The organism is Chlamydiales bacterium, from assembly GCA_016185065.1.
Taxonomy (GTDB): domain Bacteria; phylum Chlamydiota; class Chlamydiia; order Chlamydiales; family Rhabdochlamydiaceae.
The window spans coordinates 289451-308001 of sequence record JACPOL010000008.1 but is presented as its reverse complement, the minus strand read 5'-3'; the positions used below and the strand labels follow the sequence as shown (position 1 = coordinate 308001).

General features: G+C 48.4%; 17 protein-coding genes. 7 read left to right on the top strand and 10 right to left on the bottom strand.

Annotation, left to right across the window (positions count from 1 at the left end; all coding sequences use genetic code 11):
- The first annotated feature begins 6 nt into the window (after positions 1-6).
- Positions 7-1704, top strand: coding sequence for an SUMF1/EgtB/PvdO family nonheme iron enzyme (locus tag HYX48_05385; GenBank protein MBI2743331.1), 1698 nt, complete (start codon positions 7-9; stop codon positions 1702-1704).
- Between the two features lie 37 nt (positions 1705-1741).
- On the opposite strand, the gene HYX48_05380 is transcribed toward HYX48_05385, so the two are convergent.
- The 5 genes from HYX48_05380 to HYX48_05360 all read right to left on the bottom strand — a co-directional run bounded on the left by HYX48_05380 (position 1742) and on the right by HYX48_05360 (position 4848).
- Positions 1742-2161: a GxxExxY protein gene (locus HYX48_05380; protein ID MBI2743330.1), complete on the bottom strand. Its 420-nt coding sequence runs from the start codon at positions 2159-2161 to the stop codon at positions 1742-1744.
- A 182-nt stretch (positions 2162-2343) separates the two neighbouring features.
- Positions 2344-2814 carry a hypothetical protein gene (locus HYX48_05375; protein MBI2743329.1) on the bottom strand — a complete coding sequence of 157 codons (471 nt, stop codon included), beginning with the start codon at positions 2812-2814 and terminating at the stop codon, positions 2344-2346.
- 85 nt (positions 2815-2899) lie between these two features.
- Positions 2900-3346: a hypothetical protein gene (locus tag HYX48_05370; protein ID MBI2743328.1), complete on the bottom strand. Its 447-nt coding sequence runs from the start codon at positions 3344-3346 to the stop codon at positions 2900-2902.
- A 163-nt stretch (positions 3347-3509) separates the two neighbouring features.
- Positions 3510-4079, bottom strand: coding sequence for a hypothetical protein (locus HYX48_05365; GenBank protein MBI2743327.1), 570 nt, complete (start codon positions 4077-4079; stop codon positions 3510-3512).
- Positions 4080-4104: 25 nt separating this feature from the next.
- Positions 4105-4848 (bottom strand): hypothetical protein, encoded by a 744-nt coding sequence (locus tag HYX48_05360; protein MBI2743326.1) that lies wholly within the window; start codon positions 4846-4848, stop codon positions 4105-4107.
- Positions 4849-5217: 369 nt separating this feature from the next.
- Here HYX48_05360 and ispH point away from each other — a divergent pair, with 369 nt between their 5' ends.
- The gene (ispH, locus tag HYX48_05355) at positions 5218-6141 is read left to right on the top strand and encodes a 4-hydroxy-3-methylbut-2-enyl diphosphate reductase (protein ID MBI2743325.1); all 924 of its coding nucleotides are present in this window, start codon (positions 5218-5220) and stop codon (positions 6139-6141) included.
- Positions 6142-6208: 67 nt separating this feature from the next.
- Entirely contained in the window at positions 6209-8125 is a 1917-nt protein-coding gene (locus HYX48_05350) for a universal stress protein (protein MBI2743324.1), read from the top strand.
- A 134-nt stretch (positions 8126-8259) separates the two neighbouring features.
- On the opposite strand, the gene HYX48_05345 is transcribed toward HYX48_05350, so the two are convergent.
- Genes HYX48_05345 through HYX48_05325 form a run of 5 tightly spaced genes read right to left on the bottom strand, consistent with a single transcriptional unit; the run spans position 8260 to position 13640 of the window.
- On the bottom strand, positions 8260-9213 hold the full coding sequence (locus HYX48_05345; protein MBI2743323.1) for an ATP-binding cassette domain-containing protein: 954 nt from the start codon (positions 9211-9213) through the stop codon (positions 8260-8262).
- Positions 9210-10196: an ABC transporter ATP-binding protein gene (locus HYX48_05340; protein ID MBI2743322.1), complete on the bottom strand. Its 987-nt coding sequence runs from the start codon at positions 10194-10196 to the stop codon at positions 9210-9212. Before HYX48_05340 ends, HYX48_05345 begins: the two co-directional genes overlap by 4 nt.
- Entirely contained in the window at positions 10193-11110 is a 918-nt protein-coding gene (locus HYX48_05335; protein ID MBI2743321.1) for an ABC transporter permease, read from the bottom strand. Before HYX48_05335 ends, HYX48_05340 begins: the two co-directional genes overlap by 4 nt.
- Entirely contained in the window at positions 11110-12039 is a 930-nt protein-coding gene (locus tag HYX48_05330; protein MBI2743320.1) for an ABC transporter permease, read from the bottom strand. The genes HYX48_05335 and HYX48_05330 overlap by 1 nt, the downstream gene beginning before the upstream one ends.
- 2 nt (positions 12040-12041) lie before the next feature.
- Complete coding sequence (locus HYX48_05325; GenBank protein MBI2743319.1) at positions 12042-13640, bottom strand: peptide ABC transporter substrate-binding protein; 1599 nt, start codon at positions 13638-13640, stop codon at positions 12042-12044.
- Between the two features lie 108 nt (positions 13641-13748).
- Between HYX48_05325 and rimO the strand changes: the two genes are divergently transcribed.
- The 4 genes from rimO (at position 13749) to HYX48_05305 (ending at position 18549) form a co-directional block, all read left to right on the top strand.
- Positions 13749-15143: a 30S ribosomal protein S12 methylthiotransferase RimO gene (gene rimO / locus HYX48_05320; protein ID MBI2743318.1), complete on the top strand. Its 1395-nt coding sequence runs from the start codon at positions 13749-13751 to the stop codon at positions 15141-15143.
- A complete protein-coding gene (locus tag HYX48_05315; GenBank protein ID MBI2743317.1) occupies positions 15140-16321 on the top strand; it encodes a class I SAM-dependent rRNA methyltransferase in 1182 nt (393 codons plus the stop codon). The genes rimO and HYX48_05315 overlap by 4 nt, the downstream gene beginning before the upstream one ends.
- 426 nt (positions 16322-16747) lie before the next feature.
- On the top strand, positions 16748-17188 hold the full coding sequence (locus HYX48_05310; GenBank protein ID MBI2743316.1) for a GNAT family N-acetyltransferase: 441 nt from the start codon (positions 16748-16750) through the stop codon (positions 17186-17188).
- Positions 17185-18549 carry a sugar porter family MFS transporter gene (locus HYX48_05305; protein ID MBI2743315.1) on the top strand — a complete coding sequence of 455 codons (1365 nt, stop codon included), beginning with the start codon at positions 17185-17187 and terminating at the stop codon, positions 18547-18549. The genes HYX48_05310 and HYX48_05305 overlap by 4 nt, the downstream gene beginning before the upstream one ends.
- Positions 18550-18551 lie beyond the last annotated feature (2 nt).

The window sequence follows — 18551 nt, the reverse complement described above, 5'->3', positions numbered from 1 at the left end:
AGGTTCATGGAAAGAACACTTGGCGACTATCAGATTTTAAAAGAGATGGGAGTAGGTGCGCTCGGTGCGCTCTATCTCGGACACCACAGTTTTCTGAAACGCTCTTTTCTCCTTAAAGTCCTACCTGAAGATTTAGCCGCGGACCAGAACTTCCGCAAGAGATTTGAAGAGCTGGTGGCGGCTCTTGCGAGCATCGACCATCCGCACCTTGCAAAGGTGCATAACATCTCATTCTCTTCGGGCAAATACTTTCTTGTTAGCGACTTTATTTTTAGCAGTCGGGAAGATCTCAGTACGCTTTCCGATTTTCTTGCGGCGCGAAAAGATCCTCTTAATGAAGGCGAGCTCTTCTCTATCGTTGAACAGATCGCCTCGGCACTAAACTGCTTGCATGAGAAGGGAGTTTCTCATGGGTCGATCTCGCTTAATAACGTTTTCATCTCGAACGATGGGAAGAGCCTATCCGTATCGCTTGCGGATGCGGGGCTTAGCTCTCTTCTTAGTGCAGATAAGTTGCTGCGCCGCACTTATGATGTTTTATTAAATGATGCTCATTTGAGCTTCTTTTCACGCCACTTCGCCTTCCTGCCGCCAGAACAGAGAAATCTAACAAGTGTCGACGCAAGAGCAGGTGATATCTATGCGTTTGGAGTGCTCGTCTACTACATGATCATGGGCTTCTATCCAGAAGGCTTCTTTTCGCTGCCGTCTCAGGCACATCCGGAATATAAACTCGCATGGGACCATCTAATCATCCAGTGCTTGCAGCCCGATCCTGTAAAACGACCTCTCTCTTTGAACGCTGTTGTCAAAGCTCTTCATGGGCAAGATGCGAAGACCGAGGGCACTGCTTTAAAGCCAAAAATTAAAGAGCCAGAACTCATAAGGCCAGAGTTTGATGAGGATCCAGGTGCCATCTTCCAAAAAGATACAAGCGTTGCCCAGTTTCGCCCAAAACCTCAAGAGATAAAAGAGCTCGATCCTATTCTTTCAGAGATGGTGATTATTAAAGGTGGTAACTTCCACCGCGGCAGCAATAATGGCGGGCGCGATGAGATCCCTCGCCACATGATCACGCTTGATAGCTTTGCAATCGACATCCATCCCGTAACAAACGAGCAGTTTGTTCGTTTTCTGCAGGCGATGGGTGGAGAGAAGGATGCGCAGAACAGCGACATTATTCGCCTTCGAGAGTCTCGCATCAAGCGCAGCGGCGGTAAGCTGAATATTGAATCGGGCTACAGTAAACACCCTGTTGTTGGCGTCACCTGGTATGGTGCGATCGCCTATGCCAAGTGGGTGGGTAAGCGCCTTCCAACAGAAGCGGAGTGGGAGGTCGCCGCATGCGGAAACTTAGAAGATTCTACATATCCTACAGGCGCAAATATCGAGCGCTCTCAAGCGAACTTCTTCAGCTCGGATACGACAACTGTGATGAGCTATCCGCCCAACAGCTGTGGTCTCTATGATATGGCTGGCAACGTGTATGAGTGGTGTAGCGACTGGTATGGCTACCACTACTATGATGTCTCCGTCCAAGAGCCAAACAATCCTCCTGGTCCAGCTCAAGGGATCTACCGCGTTCTACGCGGCGGCTGCTGGAAGAGCTTAAAAGAAGATATGCGCTGCTCTCACCGCCACCGCAACAATCCCGGCACCATGAACGGCACCTACGGCTTCCGCTGCGCTGCCGACGTTCAATAAAAAAGGTCCATGCCTGTGAAGGCATGAATTTTTTTGGTCACGAAGATAGAACAGGATAAGGAAGATCGCAAGCGGCAGGATATGCAGGATGGTGCAATCTTTTATATTCCAACTTCCTCTTACCAAAATTTACTAATAATCCAAGCTGGATACCCGTCACCTTTAAATAGTTGATGAGCTGCGCTTGATGTTCAGCTAATAGGTGCTCACAACACTTCAACTCAATAATTACTGTTTTTTCAACAATAAGATCTGGGATAAATAGACCAATTTTTCGGTTTTTAAAGATCACCTCAAAGCCTTTTTCGCTAGTTATCTGCAAACCATCTTCCATCAGTGAGATAATTAGCGCGTTTTTATATACAGACTCAAGAAAACCGGCTCCTAGAGTATTCATTACCTCGAAGCAGCATTTGAGAATGTTTTTTGTTAAATTGTAATGGGGTAAATCCTGCATATCCTGCCGCTTGCGATCCTCTTTATCCTGTTTCTCTTAGAATCTTACAGAATTATAAGAATAACTCTGAATGGTTGTTAGAGAAATATTTTGTCTGAAAAAACATGATGTGAGCGGCAAAAAATAAAAAGGTCCATGCCTGTGAAGGCATGGACCTTTTAGTTGGGTGGAGAGGAGCTGGGTTACAGCTCTTCCATTCCTTTTTCGCTTACTGGTTTTGGGGTAGCGTCGACCTTTTCAGGTGGGAGGTTTGTGTAGTGGAGGTAGATCGGAAGCACGGGTATTGCAGTGGCGAGGAGGCAGAGTAGAAACGTGCCCGAGACCACACCTAAGTAGAGAGGGATTCTAACAATTAGAGAGAGCGTTAGAAAAAGTCCTCGCGCAAAAGCAGCGATTGCACCATCTTCAAAAAAGGTGCCCTTAATCGCTTCAATAAATTTATCATCGATGAACTGAACACCTGCTGAAAAGTTGTAGCAGACTACATCTTTAGCAGCAAATGGTGCGCTTCTTATAAAAGCTTCGTATGAGCGTGTATCGATCAGTGTCGGCTCCTCTTTGCAACTTCTGTTGTTTGCCATGTTCTCATGAGTTGCAGATACCGCCGCATGGACGAGGCCGCTTCTGGTTGTTAATCCTGCTGACGATGCCATAAAACTACTCCGTTTTTTTACTATCTTAGTTAAAAAAAGATCCATGCTCAACTAAAGAGCATGGATTTTTTTGTCTGGTATAGACTTACAGCAAGTCGTATTTGCTGCCGAGGCAGTCGACAGGGTAATTGTTGTAAGCATTGTGAGCGGCAACCCCTATGCCAACTAGGCAGGCTGCTACTGCTACTGCCACAAAAATTGTAGCAAAAAGTGCAGCTCTTAAGAGCGCAGAAATTGTAAGTAAAACACCGCGTGCGAAAGCCGAAACCATACCACCCTCAAAATAGGTGCCTTTCAGCAGTTCTACGAATTTGGTGTCTAGACACTCAACAGCTCTAGAAAAAGGTACGCAGACTCTATCTGTTGCTGCAAAAGGTGCGCTCTTTACAAATGCCAGGTAGCTAGTAGTATCGAGCTTTGTAGCTTCTGCGCTATACTCTTCAGTATTTGCCATATACATGTGCGCTTCATCAATCAATGTGTGCGCAAGGCCTGTATTGCCAATTGCAATTGATGCGTTTGTTGCTGTCATAAATGTTCTCCATTTTTTAAAAATTAATATGTTTAAACATGTCTTTAATCTAATTAAATATTGCCAATATTATAGTAAAAGAATTAATAAAATAGAATGTATTTTTTACTATAATCTGAATTAAAATAATTACTATTTACTTGTGTAAAGTAATTATTTTAAACTACTCTTCTACCACGTTGCTGTATGTGCGGCCATAGGGATCAGTTACAAGCATAGGGACCGGGAGATCTTCCGCGGGTGCAGAGTCGGGTTTTGGCTTGGTAAAATGGAGGTAGGCGGGTAGCGCGAGGGTAGCAGTTCCAAGTATACACAGGAGAGTTACAATTACGTAGACGGGGAAGAAAATGAAGGTTCTAATAGCTGCAGAGATGACGAGAAGCGCTAAGCGTGGAGTAATTGAAAGTGCCGTCCAGTCGAAGTAGGTGCTGTCGAATCTTCTTAGAGATTGGCAGAGGGGAAGGCTAAGCCTGTTTGCAATTGCAATCGGAGCTGTTTCTACGAAGCTTGAAAGGCTACTTCTGTCGATTTCTGAAATTACGCCCTCTTCATCAAAACCTGCACCCAAATAGGCGTGTTTAGTTTCGATAAAGGTAAGAATGCGGTTTGTTAAACTTGAGAGTTCGAAGTCTCTTTCCAAGTCAACCTCAACGGATGCGTACTGTGACTGCGACGCGTTGAATCTGCTCTGAGCAGCTTCTGGGGTTAAAATTTCAGTTAATTCAATTGACATAACTTTCAGGCTCCTAAAATTATTATTAATTTGATTCTGTAATAACTAATTCGACAGGCGCTAGAGCTCCTGGTGAGAGGTCGACTGTTTCTTCTTCTGGAATCTCTGGGAAGAAGTCATCTCCATCATCACCCGGGATCTCGAGTGCGGGAGGTCTACGGTCGCCCTCTACGAGCCCCATAAACTCGCCTATTTTTAGAATAAGGGAGGCTGCCCCGAGAAGCAGAGATAACAGCAGTGCAAACGCAAGTACAAAGGCTCCGCCGGCAAGAACTCCAGCGCCTACAACAAGTGAAGCTGCTGTGCAGAGGATAAGCGAAGGGAGAAAGATCACAGTAAAGACTGCAGCTCTCTGAACAGCTGAAATTATAAGGATTGCAGAGCGAAAAAGGGCCAGACAGATGCCAGGCTCAAACTGCTTAAGTAGTGCGATATCTAGATTTAATAGCTTTTCCGACAAAAAGAGACTGCCCTGATCTGCTAAGGCATATGGAGCTGTCGTAGACATAGTCACTATAGATTTTGTATCAATAGAGAACACGTAGCGCTCTCCCAGATCGATCGACTCGCCGCCATCAAGCCCAAATCCTACATACCCTTGCACTTCGCTAATTAGGCGATGAACGTGGTGAATCGCGGTTGGGTGAAATGCTTCCTCTGGAAGAGTCTCAACGCTTGCTATGGGCGCAGCTGAGGTCTCTTCTCTTGGAAGAGCCTCTGGCGGTCTCGGAAAGTAATTTTCATTAAAGACGGCTATTTCAAGTGACATGTTAATGTTCTCATGTGTTTTAAAGTTTATAGTAACAATTATGATTAAAAGTTTGATTAAATGGAATTAATATTTGTTTAATATTAATAATTTTCGCCGAATCATATAATTTAAAATTTAATATATATATATATTTGGCAGGGATGCTGTTGCATAACTCAGTAGTTAAGAAGATCAACGCAAAGACGCGAAGCCGTTAGTGTGTAAAGATATTTCTTTAAAAGCTTTCGGTTTTCTTCGCGACTTGGCGTCTTTGCGTGACTCTTTCTGATGGCTGAGTTTCTATGCATTTAAACACTGGGGAGAGGCCATTGACAGAAGGGTTTTCTTGGTTTAAGCTGACTCCTCTGATTTTAAGGAGTGTCTATTATGAAGCTTCTTCTTTCTAAGCCGCGTGGGTTTTGTGCTGGGGTTGAGAGGGCGATCGAAACGGTCGAGCGCGCTTTAAAACTATGGGGTGCTCCGATCTACGTGAAGCATGAGATCGTGCACAATAAGCATGTGGTAGAGGATCTCAAAAAGAAGGGGGCGATTTTTATTGAAGATCTCGAGTCGGTCCCAAGAGGGGCTAGGCTGATCTACTCTGCACATGGGGTCTCTCCTGAGGTGCGAGCTCTTGCAAAATCGAGAGAGCTGATTGAGATCGATGCGACCTGCGGGCTTGTAACCAAGGTCCATTCTGCTGTGAAGCGGTATGCTGAGAAGGGGTACCATATCATCTTGATCGGGCACAAAAAGCATGTGGAGATTATCGGCACATTTGGCGAGGCTCCCGATGTCACAACGATTGTCGAATCGGCAAAGGATGTGGAGGCGTTAAGATTTCCTCCTGAGCAGAGGCTCTTCTACACGACTCAGACTACCTTAAGCCTAGATGATGTGAAGGAGATTACAGATGCTCTCAGCGCCAAGTATCCACATATCGAAACGCTTCCGAGCTCATCCATCTGCTACGCAACCACAAATAGACAGCTCGCTTTAAGACAGATCACTGCCGAAGCTGATCTCGTTCTTGTTGTGGGCGATCCGCGCAGTTCAAACTCGAATCGCTTGCGCGAAGTGGCAACTGTGCGCGGAGTAACGGCCTACCTGATCAATGGCGAAGAGGAGATCGATGCTGCCTGGCTCATCGGCGTGCAGACGATTAGCTTAACAGCTGGGGCTTCAACACCTGAAGAGGTGGTTCAGCGCTGCATTAAGCGTCTTCAAGAGCTCGGTGTCTCTTCGGTCGAAGAGGTCACCTTCACTGAAGAGAACGTCTTCTTTCAGCTTCCCCGACAAGTCCTCGTCTAATGCATCTTTAAGCTTGGCAAAAAGTTGCTAAAGAGGTCATACGTAGCTTAAGAATAGGAGCTGCGGAATGAAGCGTATTTTAAATCGTGCAAAGCAGGTGGCTCAACTCGATCGCGGAGCGCTCAAGAGGGTGCTCGGTGTTACGGATCTTTTTGCAATAGGATTTGGCGATCTCGGGTCGTCGATCTACTACGCTCTGGGGATAACAGCACTTTATGCGATGGGGGCAACACCGATTGCGCTCGTGCTGGCGGGTGTTGTCTTTGTGTGCACGGCGCTCACCTATGCTGAACTCGCCTCCACATTTCACGAATCGGGAGGAACGGCGAGCTTTGCGAGACACGCGTTTAACGATCTGATCTCTTTTATTGCCGGATGGGGACTGCTCTTCGACTACATTGTTACCATCGCTATTTCGGCATTTGCAATTGCCCCCTACCTCTCCTTCTTCTTCCCAGTCATGAAAGAGGTTCAACTGGTCCACCTCGCCTTTACGGTGGGGATAATTCTCCTGCTTCTCTTGATTAACACGCTTGGCGTTCACCAGTCGACGCGGATGAGTTTTGTGCTCGTTTCGGTTACGATTGTGACTCAATTAATCATCGTCGTAATTGCTATCTTCTGGCTGTTTGATCTTGAGAAGATTATCGATCATCTGAGAATTAACGTGCCCAATGTATCCTGGTCGCCCACATGGCCAGAGTTCTGGAAGGGAACTGCGATGGCGATGGTGGCATACACGGGAATCGAGTCGATTGCGCAGCTGGGAGCGGAGGCGAAGAAGCCTTCGAAAACAGTTCCGCGCGCAATCATGATTACGATGGCGGTTCTGGTGCTCATGTATATCGGGATCTCTCTTTCTGCTCTCTCTGTCGTCTCTCCGCTTGAACTTGGAACGACCTATGTAGACGATCCTGTTGCGGGAATCGTCAACCATCTTCCTTTTGGAAATGTAGCCTTGGGAGCATGGGTGGGGATTTTTGCAGCTGTTCTTCTCTTTGTGGCTTCAAATGCGGGTCTTGTAGGAGCTTCGAGGCTCTCATTTAACATGGGTGAGTACTACCAGCTGCCGCGCTTCTTCTACAAACTGCATAAGCGTTTCCGCACTCCTTACGTTGCCCTTGCATTTTTTGCAGTAGTGGCAATTATCATCGTGCTTGTGAGTGAGGGGAGGATGGTCTTTTTGGCCGACCTTTACAACTTCGGTGCGATGATCGCCTTCTTCTTTGCGCATCTTTCGGTAATCATGCTGCGCATTAAAAAACCAAACTTACACCGCCCCTTTAGAATCCCATTCAACATCAGAATTGGAAAGCATTCGATCCCGCTAACTGCGGTAATCGGTTGTCTTGCTACGTTCAGCGTCTGGGTTCTAGTCGTGGTCACAAAGCCTGCTGGTCGCTACATCGGGTTTGCTTGGATGATCTTCGGGGTCTGCATGTATCTCTACTACCGCAAGAAGTATAAGCTCACATCTACAGGCCAACTCGAAATTGAACGCGTACACGTTCCCGATTACAAGCCGCTTGAAGTAAAGAACATTCTTGTTCCGATCTTAGGCCGCACACAGGTCGAAACGCTTCAGATGGCGTGCGAGCTTGCGCACCTCCATGAGGCGAAAATTTCAGCGATCCACGTGATCGAAGTTCCCGCTTCGATGCCTCTGGATGCGACACTCGAATCGAGAACGCTTATCGCGGAGGCTGTTCTTAAAAGGGCTGAGGCGATTGCGCGCGAATTCAACCTCACCATTGAACTGCGTGTGATCCGTGCGCGTTACACCGACAAGGCGATTTTAGAGATTCTCAATGAAGAGAAGGTAGATCTTCTCGTAATTGGTGCAGCTCGAGAAAAAGATGAGCAGGGCGTTGGACTAATGGTGGAGAAGATTCTCCGCAACGCACCTTGCAGAGTCTGGGTCTGCAGCGGCGAGAAAAAGAGCGATGGTCTCTTCGGCGAAGATCGCCTCCTCGTCACCTACTAATTTTTAGGGATTTACACAAAGAATTACACAGAGATCACAGAGATACAGAGAAAGAAGAGAAGATCATTTTTTCTGCTCTCCTCCTTCTCTGTGTCTCTGTGATCTCTGTGTAAAATTTTTCTCTTTCTGTGCAGTTAAGGGTGGAGGTGGCAGGAGGTGAAGTGGCCGGGAGAGCTCTCTTTCCAAGAGGGGCGCACGCGGTGGCAGATCTCGGTTGCGTGCGGGCAGCGAGTGGAGAAGATGCAGCCTGCTGGCGGATTTGAAGCGTTTGGAACCTCGCCTGTAAGGACGATGCGCGTGCGGCTTCTTTCGATTTTGGGGTCGGGAATAGGAATCGCAGAGAGCAGCGCCTGTGTGTAGGGGTGAAGGGGTTTTGCATAGAGCTCATCTGAAGGAGCGAGCTCAACTAGGTGGCCTAAATACATCACGGCAACACGAGTTGAGAGGTATTTAACCATCGCAAGGTCGTGTGCGATGAAGAGGTAGGTAAGTCCCATCTCTTCTTGGAGTCTCTTTAAAAGAGTAATGATCTGAGCCTGCACCGAGACATCAAGCGCAGAGATCGGCTCATCGCATACGAGAAATGAGGGGTTAACTGCAAGGGCGCGCGCAATTCCGATTCTCTGTCTCTGGCCGCCGCTGAGTTCATGGGGAAAGCGACCCGAGTAGTTACCGCTTAAGCCTACGAGATCTAAGAGCTCCTCAACTCTCTTCTGCCTCTCTTGCCTTGTGTAGATTCCATGGATGTCAAGGGGTTCTGCAATGATCTCTTTTGCCATCATTCGTGGATTGAGTGAGGCGTAGGGATCTTGAAAGATCATCTGTATCTTTTTTCGAAACTCTTTAAGCCCCTGCTTGGAGAGGGTAGAGATATCTTCTCCTTCAAAATAGATCTCTCCTGAGGTTGGCGTTTCAAGGCGCACAAGCGTCTTACCCAGAGTGGATTTTCCGCAGCCGCTCTCTCCTACGAGCCCTAATGTCTCTCCTGGATAGATCTCCAAAGAGGCGTCATCGACAGCTTTTAACGTCTGTTTTCCGACGATGTAGTGCTTCTTTAAGTTCTTAATTTGAACTAGAGGATTTTTCATTTTGAGACTCCTCGTGGATCGTGTTTCCAGCAGAAGCTGGTATGATCTTGGCTAATTGAAAAACCCTGCGGATCTTGCGAAAGGCAGATGTTCATCGCTCCAGCGCAGCGACTACAGAATGCGCATCCTTGAGGCGGAGAGAAGAGGCTAGGCGGAGTGCCCTCAATCGGGATAAGAGGGTGGTCTTTTCTCATGTTTAGGCGAGGAATGGACTGGAGGAGCCTCTGTGTGTAGGGGTGCTGGGGATTTTCAAAGAGTTTTTCCACGGGCGCATCTTCGACTATTCGTCCGGCATACATTACAAGTACTCGGTCGCAAAAGCCGGCAACAACGCTTAAATCGTGTGTGATTAGAATTACGCTTGTGCGCGTCTTCTGCTGGATGTTTTTCATTAGATCTAGAATCTGGGCCTGGATGGTAACGTCGAGCGAAGTTGTTGGCTCATCTGCAAGAAGAAGTTTTGGCCTGCATACGAGCGCGAGTGCGATCATCGCCCGCTGTCTCATTCCTCCGCTCAAGGTGTGAGGGTAGGCGTTTGCACGCTCTTTTGGCTGTGCAATTCCCACGAGCTCTAGCATTTCAATGGCGCACGCATGCGCCTCTTGGTAGGTCGCTTGGGGGTGGTGCCTCAGGTAGCCTTCGATGATCTGCGTTCCTATCTTTAGTGTGGGATTAAGAGAGGTCATCGGATCTTGAAAGATCATTCCGATCTCTTTTCCTCGGATCTTCTGAAGCTCTCGTTCGCTGTACGAAAGTAGATTTTTACCATCAAACCAGACCTCGCCTCCAACTTTAGAGTAGTGGGAGGGAAGGAGTTGAATAAGTGCTTTTGCCGTTGCGCTCTTGCCACAGCCCGACTCTCCGACAATACCAAGCCTCTCTCCCTCATTTAAAAAGAAGGAGATCTCGCGCACTGCATGAAGGCTCTTCTTATGAACTTCGAAGCTAACGCTTAAGTTTTTGACTTCAAGGAGTTTTTTCACGAGCGCAACCTCGGGTCAAAGGCGTCATGCAGTCCGTCGCCAAGCAGGTTAAAGCTGAGCATGGTGAGGCTAATGAAGATGGCGGGGAAGAAGAGGCGCCAGGGGTAGTAGCGCAGTGCAGCAAGGCCGTCGCTTGCCATTGTGCCCCAGCTGGCAATCGGTGCCTGCACGCCGAGTCCTAAAAAGCTTAAAAATGCCTCTGCAAAAATTGCGGTGGGGATTGTGAGAGTTACCGTTACAATGATGGGTCCCATCGCATTTGGTATGAGGTGGTTTAAAAGGATTCTGCGGCGGCTAGCTCCAATTACGTAAGCTGCTTTAACAAAATCGAGCTCTCTAATTTGGAGGATCTGCCCGCGCACGATGCGCGCCATGCCAATCCATCCTGTAATTGTGAGGGCGATGATGATCGTAGTGAGGCCCGAGCCGATTACCACCATGAGCAGGATCACTACGAGTAGATAGGGGATCGCATACAGAATATCTGCAACGCGCATCATCAGCTCCGCTGTTTTCGATCCCACAAAACCTGCTACTGCTCCGTAAAAGACGCCGATCACCAGATCGACAAGAGAGGCGGAGATACCGACGAAGAGAGAGATTCTTGCTCCCCACCAGAGGCGGGTAAAAAGATCCCTTCCAAGCTCATCTGTACCAAACCAGAACTGCCAAGAGGGAGGCTGATTTTTAAGATGCAGGTGGGTCTCATAGTAGGTGTATGGCGTGAGGAAAGGTCCAACGATTGCAAGCGCAAGAAGTGCCATCAGTATGCAGAGGCCGACCATCGCCAAGCGATTTGCGCGTAGTCTTGCCCACGCATCTTTCCAGTAAGAAGATGAGTCGTACTTCTCTTTTTCTTTCGAGAGGCGAGCAGCTTGTTCAGGTGCAAGCGGAGAAAAGAGTTCTTGATCCATTACGTCTCTCGGCTCCCAAGTTTGATTCTAGGATCGATAAAGCAGTAGAGGATATCGACAAGAAAAACTGCAAACATCAGCAGCGCACTATAAAAAACTGTTGTTCCCATGATAACGGTGTAGTCGCGATTAGTGATGCAAAGCACGAACCACTGGCCCAAGCCCGGGATCCCGAAGATCTTTTCGACAGCAAAGCTGCCCGTGAGCACCGCGGCAGTAAGAGGGCCTAAGTAAGTAACAACAGGAAGGAGTGCATTGCGCAGCACATGCTTCCAGACGATCTGAAAGGAGTTGAGCCCCTTCGCTCTAGCGGTCTGTATAAACTCCTGCTGCAGCACTTCAATCATATTTGCGCGTGTGAGCCTTGCGATAAACGCCATTGGCAGTGCTGCAAGCGATAGAGCTGGCAGGATAGATTGGCTGAATGTTCCCCATCTAGCAACGGGGAATAGGTCGAGTTTCATGGCTAGAAGGTACTGCAGAAATGTAGCGAGAATAAAGCTTGGCACTGAAATGCCAATGACTCCGAAGATCATAGAGAAGTGGTCCTGCCAGCGCTGATGCTTCAGAGCCGCAATCGTGCCGAAGGCGATTCCAAATGCGAGCGCAATCAGCAGGGCTTCAAGGCCAAGAGTGAGAGAGATGGGGAACCCCTCGCTAATGATATCGTTAACTGTTCTGCCTTGATACTTGAAGGAGGGGCCCAGATCGAGGGTGAATAGTCCTTTCAGGTACTTTCCATACTGAACGTGAAGAGGTTGATCCAATCCATAATGCTTGTGTAGGGCTTTCAGAATCTCTTCTGGGACGGCCCTCTCTTGCACAAAGGGGTCTCCTGGAATTGCATGCATCAGAAAAAAAGTGAGCGTAGAGACGAGGAAGAGAGAAACAAAGAGGATACACGCTTTTTTGATCAGAAAACGAAACATATTCACTCTTTCTCGAGATAGGCGTGTTTCAGATCTAGTTCGCTGAGCTCAGAGACAAAGACATCTTTTAAGTAGGGCTTTTTCAGAAAAGCTCCGGTGTAAAAATAGATGGGAGCAATCGGCATCTCCTCGATCAAAATTTTCTCCGCCTCTCTAAGTATGGCTTTGCGCGTTTCGGCATCTTTTGTCTGCTCGGACTTATCCATAAGAGCCGCATAGCGCGGACTATACCACTGCGACTGGTTTCTGCTAGAGGGATAATAGCGGGATGCCTCTAAAAAGTCAGCTGGATCGTTGATGGCTGCAATTCCACCCATCCGCGCGATCTGAAACTGGTGGTGGTAGACCTCATCTAAAAAGACCTTCCACTCTTTATTTTCTAAGTGGACCTGGACGCCGAAGGCCTCCACCCACTGCTGCTGGATCGCCTGTGCAATTTTATGGTGTGCCGCACTTGTGTTGTAGCTGAGTGCAAGAGAGGGGAGCTCGCTTTTAGTGATGTTGAGCTCTTTAAGCGCCTCTGCAAACAAGCGGCGCGCCTCTGTGATATCCGCATCTTTAAAGTAGGAGATCTCCTCTTTCCACATGGAGGGAGGGATAAGGCTGGTGGCGGGCTTCTGTCTGCCCTGCGTAACATTTTCAATGATCGCCTGGCGGTTGATAGCTAGAGAAAACGCTCTGCGCATCTTCACGTTGTTGAAGGGAAACTCTCTTGTATTAAAAATAAAGTAGTAGACGCCGGATAGGTCGTAGAGGTTAACCTCTTTCTTTTTCATAAGGGTAGGTAGCGCATCGATAGGAAGCTGAGAGAGCGGGCTTCCCGCCCAGTCGAGCTCTCCATTTTCAAACATGGCAAGTTCTGTGTTCTCATCTTCGATGATCGCCAGTTGGATCTCGTTAAGCTTAACTGCTTGAGCGTCCCAGTAGTCTGGGTTCTTTTCTAGCGTGATCTGGTTGTAGTGCTTCCACTCTTTAAGTTTAAAAGGTCCCGAACTTACATAGTGCTTCTCATTCTCAGCCCAGTTGGGATAGGCCTCTGGAATATGACTTGGAACCGGAAGGAAAGTGTGGGATGTGACCATAAGCAGGAAGTGGGGATGCGGGTAGGAGAGCTCCACCTGCAGTGTGCGCGCGTCCACCGCTTTTACTCCCACTTGATCAAGCGGAAGTTTTCCCTCTCTTGCCGCCTTCGCATTTTTTAAAATGTAGAGGTCGAGACCGATCTCCGAGGGAAAGCTGGGATCCAAAATCGTCTTCCAGCTCTTCTCAAAATCCATGGCGGTGATCGGCGTTCCATCCGACCAGCTCGCCTCTCTTAATGTGAATGTATACGATTTTCCATCCTCTGAAATTAAAACTTGGTTTGCAAGAGCGAGCTCTGGAGCGGATCCTTGTCCCAATCGCATTAATCCTTCGAAGCACATCCGGATCACAGAGATCGATGTGGTGTCGGTGGCTTTACGCGGATCTAAGGAGGGGGGCTCCGAATGGATGTTAAAACGGGCGGTCTGTTTGCTTCTACGCTCTACACTTGTTGTGGAGTTTGAGCAGGCAGTTAATAAAAGAATTGAGGTGATAAACAGTGCCGAAGGTAGTTTCAAAGTTCTCTCCAGATAGAAGTTGTGCGAAACAAAATTTTAAACGAGCGACCTTTCCTGGTAAATAAAGAAAATTCAGCGTACAATTCGTCTCTTTTATGAGAGGTTGAGATGCTGCATAGCGGAAACAAGATCCATTTTACGAGTTTAGGCTGCGCGAGAAATCTGGTCGACACTGAAGTGATGATCGGGATTCTTCTCCAAGCTGGCTACGAAGTTGCAACAAGTGTGGAAGAGGCGGACTTTCTCGTGGTTAACACCTGCGGCTTTCTTGCTGCATCGAGAGAGGAGTCTCTCGCGACAATCGGGCAGCTCTTTGAAGAGAAAAAGGCGTCCGCAAAGCTCATCGTAGCTGGGTGCATGGTCCAGAAGCACAAGGATGAGATTACAGCGAGATTTTCTGGGATCCACTACTTTATCGGGTCTGGCGATATGGAGAAGGTTCTCGATGCCGTTCGCTCCGCATCTCCCGGCGATGCTGTGACCTCTGCTCGTAGCTTTCTGCAGTGGGGAGAAGTTCCTCGCGTCACATCGACTCCTAAACACTACGCCTACCTAAAGATTGCTGAAGGCTGCGCTAAGAGATGCGCCTTCTGTATTATTCCTACGATTAAAGGACCTCTCCGCAGCAAGACGGTCGATCAGGTGGTTAAAGAGTTTAATGCACTCTTAAATCAGGGAACGCACGAGGTGATCCTCATCGCTCAGGATCTTGGCGACTTTGGAAAAGAGCGCAAAGAGGTGAATGCTCTTGAAGGTCTACTCAGCGAGATGTTGAAAGTTAAAAAAGAGTTCTGGCTCAGGCTTCTCTACCTCTACCCGGATGAGATCACAGACGAACTCATTACGCTCATCAAGTCCGACAAGCGCCTATGCCGTTACCTTGATATGCCGATTCAGCACATTAATGACACGATGCTGAAGGCGATGCGCCGCAAGACGTCGAAGCAGCAGATTATTCAGATCATTGAAAAGCTTAGAAATGAAGTTGAAGGCATCACCATCCGCACAAGCCTTATGGTTGGTTTCCCAGGAGAAACAGATGAGCAGTTTGAAGAGCTTGTGGAATTTGTGCAGAAGCATCCTTTAGATAACGTCGGGATCTTTAAGTTCTCGGCTGAGGCTGGAGCACACGCCTCTACTCTGCCGAATCAGATCTCTGAAGAGGTAAAAGAGGAGCGCTACAAGCGCCTCGCAAGCGTTCAGATGGAGGTTGTCGAGAAGAGAGCAGCCCGATTTATCGGCAAACGCATGCAGGTGATGGTAGAGGGCTACCACCCAGAATCCGAGCTCTTGATGCGTGGCCGCTACTCTGGTCAGTGCCCCGAGATCGACGGACAGGTGATTATCAATGATGGTCGCAAGGTCACCGCGTTTGGGAAGCTCTATGAAGTTGAGATCACAGACGCTGCAGGCTACGACCTGATCGGCCGTGTGATTAAAGCCTCTCCAGCAGCAGCTCCTGTTCAGCCCGAGAAGAAGATGCAGAAGTTGGCTCTTGTATGACCACTACTTATCCTCGCGCAGTGGTTCTGAAAGCCGGTAAAGAGCGCTCTCTCATGCAGAGGCATCCCTGGATCTTCTCAGGCGCTGTTGACTCCTTGCCGCAGATTACACCAGGAGAGATGCTCCCTGTTTTAAGTTCTACAGGGGCTTTTCTTGCACACGCCTACTTTAATCCGACCAACTCCCTTGCGGGAAGAGTGCTTACTTTTAAAGATGAGCCCGTAGACCGCGCGCTTGAAAGACTCCTCCAGGAGGCGTACGCGCTGAGAAGAGCGCATATGCAGTTGGGAGAGGCTGCAGCTTACAGGCTTGTGAATGCAGAAGGGGATGGCCTGCCAGGTCTTGTGGTCGACTGCTATGGCGAGCTTGTTGTAGTGCAGATCAATACGTGCGGAATGGAGCGGCTCAAGCCTCTGATCGTTCAGATCCTCAAAGAGGTGATTAATCCCAAGAGCATCTATGAGAAGTCGACCTCAGCCGCAAGACGCCTTGAAGGACTAGAAGACTCTGAAGGGCTGCTCTACGGAACACCGATGGATGAGGTTGTGATCGAGGAGAGGGGAGTTCGATTTATCACTTCTGCTTCGACAGGCCAGAAGACCGGCTTCTTCTTAGATCAGCGCGAGATGCGCACGCTTGTGATGCAGCATGCAAAAGGGCGCAAGGTGCTCAACTGCTTCTCTTACACTGGCGGTTTTGCCCTCTTTGCTTTAAAAGGTGGAGCCGAATATGTAGAGAGCGTTGACTCATCAGCAGAGGCGCTTCAGTTTGCAGCGCGAAACACAGAGCTCAATGGATTTGCAGCTCATAAGCATAAGCTTATTCAAGAGGATGCTTTCAATTATCTAAAAAGATCTGCCTTCGACTTTGATTTTGTGATTCTAGATCCTCCCGCTTTTGCAAAAAAGCGCAGCGATGTCGATGCTGCCTGCAGAGGTTACAAAGAGATCAATAGACAAGCCCTAGAGAAGATGCCTGCCGGCTCGCTCTTGCTTACAGCCTCCTGCTCGCACCACATCAGTGATGAGCTCTTCCAGAACCTTCTCTTCCAAGCATCTGCTGAAGCTGGCCGCAACGTGAAGATTCTCTCTCGCCACCATCAAGCCCTCGACCATCCGATCTCCATCTACCACCCCGAAGGCTCCTACCTCAAAAGCCTCCTCCTCTACCTCCACTGAATAGCCCGCCCAAAAGAGTGGACGTTAACGGACATTAATGGACGGAAAACGGACAAAAAATGGACAGGCGGGCAAGAAAGAAGGAAAAAAGTAGGGCTGCTCTTTACCTCTTTGGCGCGTGTCCATTTCCTGTCCATTCTCGTCCATTGATGTCCGTTTTTTGTCCATCTCTTCTCCGAGCGCTCTTTTCTTTTCCGCGTGCTTGTTCACTATAGTGTCGGTGTGGTAAGGTGCGGAAATGGACCTCTTGCGTAACCTGCTTTGTTTGAAAAGATCGGAGATTTTTTTTGCCGATTTTTAGAAACTGCTTGCAGTTTCGGATCAAACGAGCGAGTCGACTCTAAAGAGTCGGCGAGAGAGAGCGATAAAAATCCGCGAAAAAAAAACGATTTTGTCAAATAAATGAGGTTGGGCAAGAGGTCTAAAATGATGAAATTCTGCTTCATCACTCCCGACGATGTTGAGTATCCCCACGAGCTGATGCTTAGATGGGAGGTTCTCCTCAAACCTTTGGGTCTTCCTCCAGGAAATGAACTTATAGATGAAGAGAAGGGAAGCCTGCACCTCGTTGCAGTTGAAAAGAAGAAGCTCGTAGGCTGTGTTCTCTTTTTTCCGGAGGGTGAGAGCTCTGGAAAGCTCCATGAGATGGCTTTAAGTGAGGAACATCAAGGCAGAGGCTTCGGCAGAAAACTCATCTCCACATTAGAGCAGGCTCTTATTAAAAAGGGTTTCACAGAAATATATCTCTTTGCGCCGCAAGACAAGGTGGGCTTCTATGAGCGCATGGGTTATAAAAGCGAGAGTGAACTTAAGAAAGAAAAAGGCGTGCTTTTACAGCGCATGAATAAGAGGCTACAACCGGCATGACACGAGCAAAGAGTTCTGAAAGGCTTTCAGCATATGGCTGGATCGCAATCGTTACAGTCTCACTAGGTGGATTTCTCTTCGGTTTCCATTCAGCTGTAGTCTCGGGAGCGCTCGGAGTGCTCCAGAAAAAATTCCTACTCACACCTTTGCAAGAGGGATTAATCGTCAGCCTTCTACTTCTAGGAGCGGGAGTCGGCAGCATTTTTGCTGGGACGCTCTCCGACTACTTCGGTAGAAAGCGGATGATCCTCATCACTGGGCTTGTATTCACAATTGGTGCAGCTACCACCGCCTCCGCTGCTGATCTTACGATGATCTTGCTGGGACGCCTTTTAACCGGTTTTGGGGTGGGCTTTATCTCGCTTGCAGCACCACTCTATCTCGCAGAGATCTCTCCGCCCTCTAAGAGGGGAGCGATCGTTGCAACCAACCAGTTTGTCGGCACGATCGGGATTCTCACTGCGTATGTGGTGAACTACCTTTTTCTGGATACGGGAAACTGGAGAGCGATGTTCGCGGTCGGAATGATTCCTTCAGGACTGCTCATGCTGGGAATGATCTTTCTTCCCGACACTCCAGAATGGCTGCTTGCCCACCGCACAGAAGATAGTGCTAAAGATGTGCTGCAAAAGCTTCGCAAGGATAAGTCGTGGGAGTCTCATCTCGCTGAGATGAAGAGAGTGGCCTCTCCGCGCAAAGACTCCTCGTGGCACCGACTTTTTACGCCTAGCGTCAAGTTCGCGCTCTTTGTGGGAGTCATGTTAAGCGTTCTTCAACAGATCACCGGGATCAACGGAGTGATCTACTACGCACCAAAGATCTTTATCGAAGCTGGATTTGGCTCCGATGCGACCTCGGTGCTTGCCACAATGGGCATTGGTGTCATTAACGTTTTAACTACCTTCCTCGCTTTAAAACTGCTCGACCGCGCAGGAAGAAGACCTCTACTTCTCATCGGGGTTCTAGGGATGCTTATCAGCCTACTAATTTTGTCGGGATCCCTCTTCATGAAGCTGCCTCAAGTAGGCCCCATCGCCGTCGTCACGCTGATGAGCTACGTCGCCTTCTTTGCACTCGGCATGGGCCCAATCCCTTGGCTGATTCTTGCTGAGATCTACCCTCTCTCTGTCAGAGGAAGAGCGATGAGCATCGCAACAGCGGCCAACTGGTTTTTCAACTTTCTGATTGCGATTACCTTCCTGGATATGATTAAGTTTATGGGGAGCGCAGGAGTGTTTCTGCTCTTTGCAGCCATTTCGCTGATCGCTTTTTTTGCAATTAAGAGATATGTTCCTGAGACGAAAGGCAAGAGCCTAGAAGAGATCGAACTTCACATGAATGAGATGAGAAATAGGAGATAGAC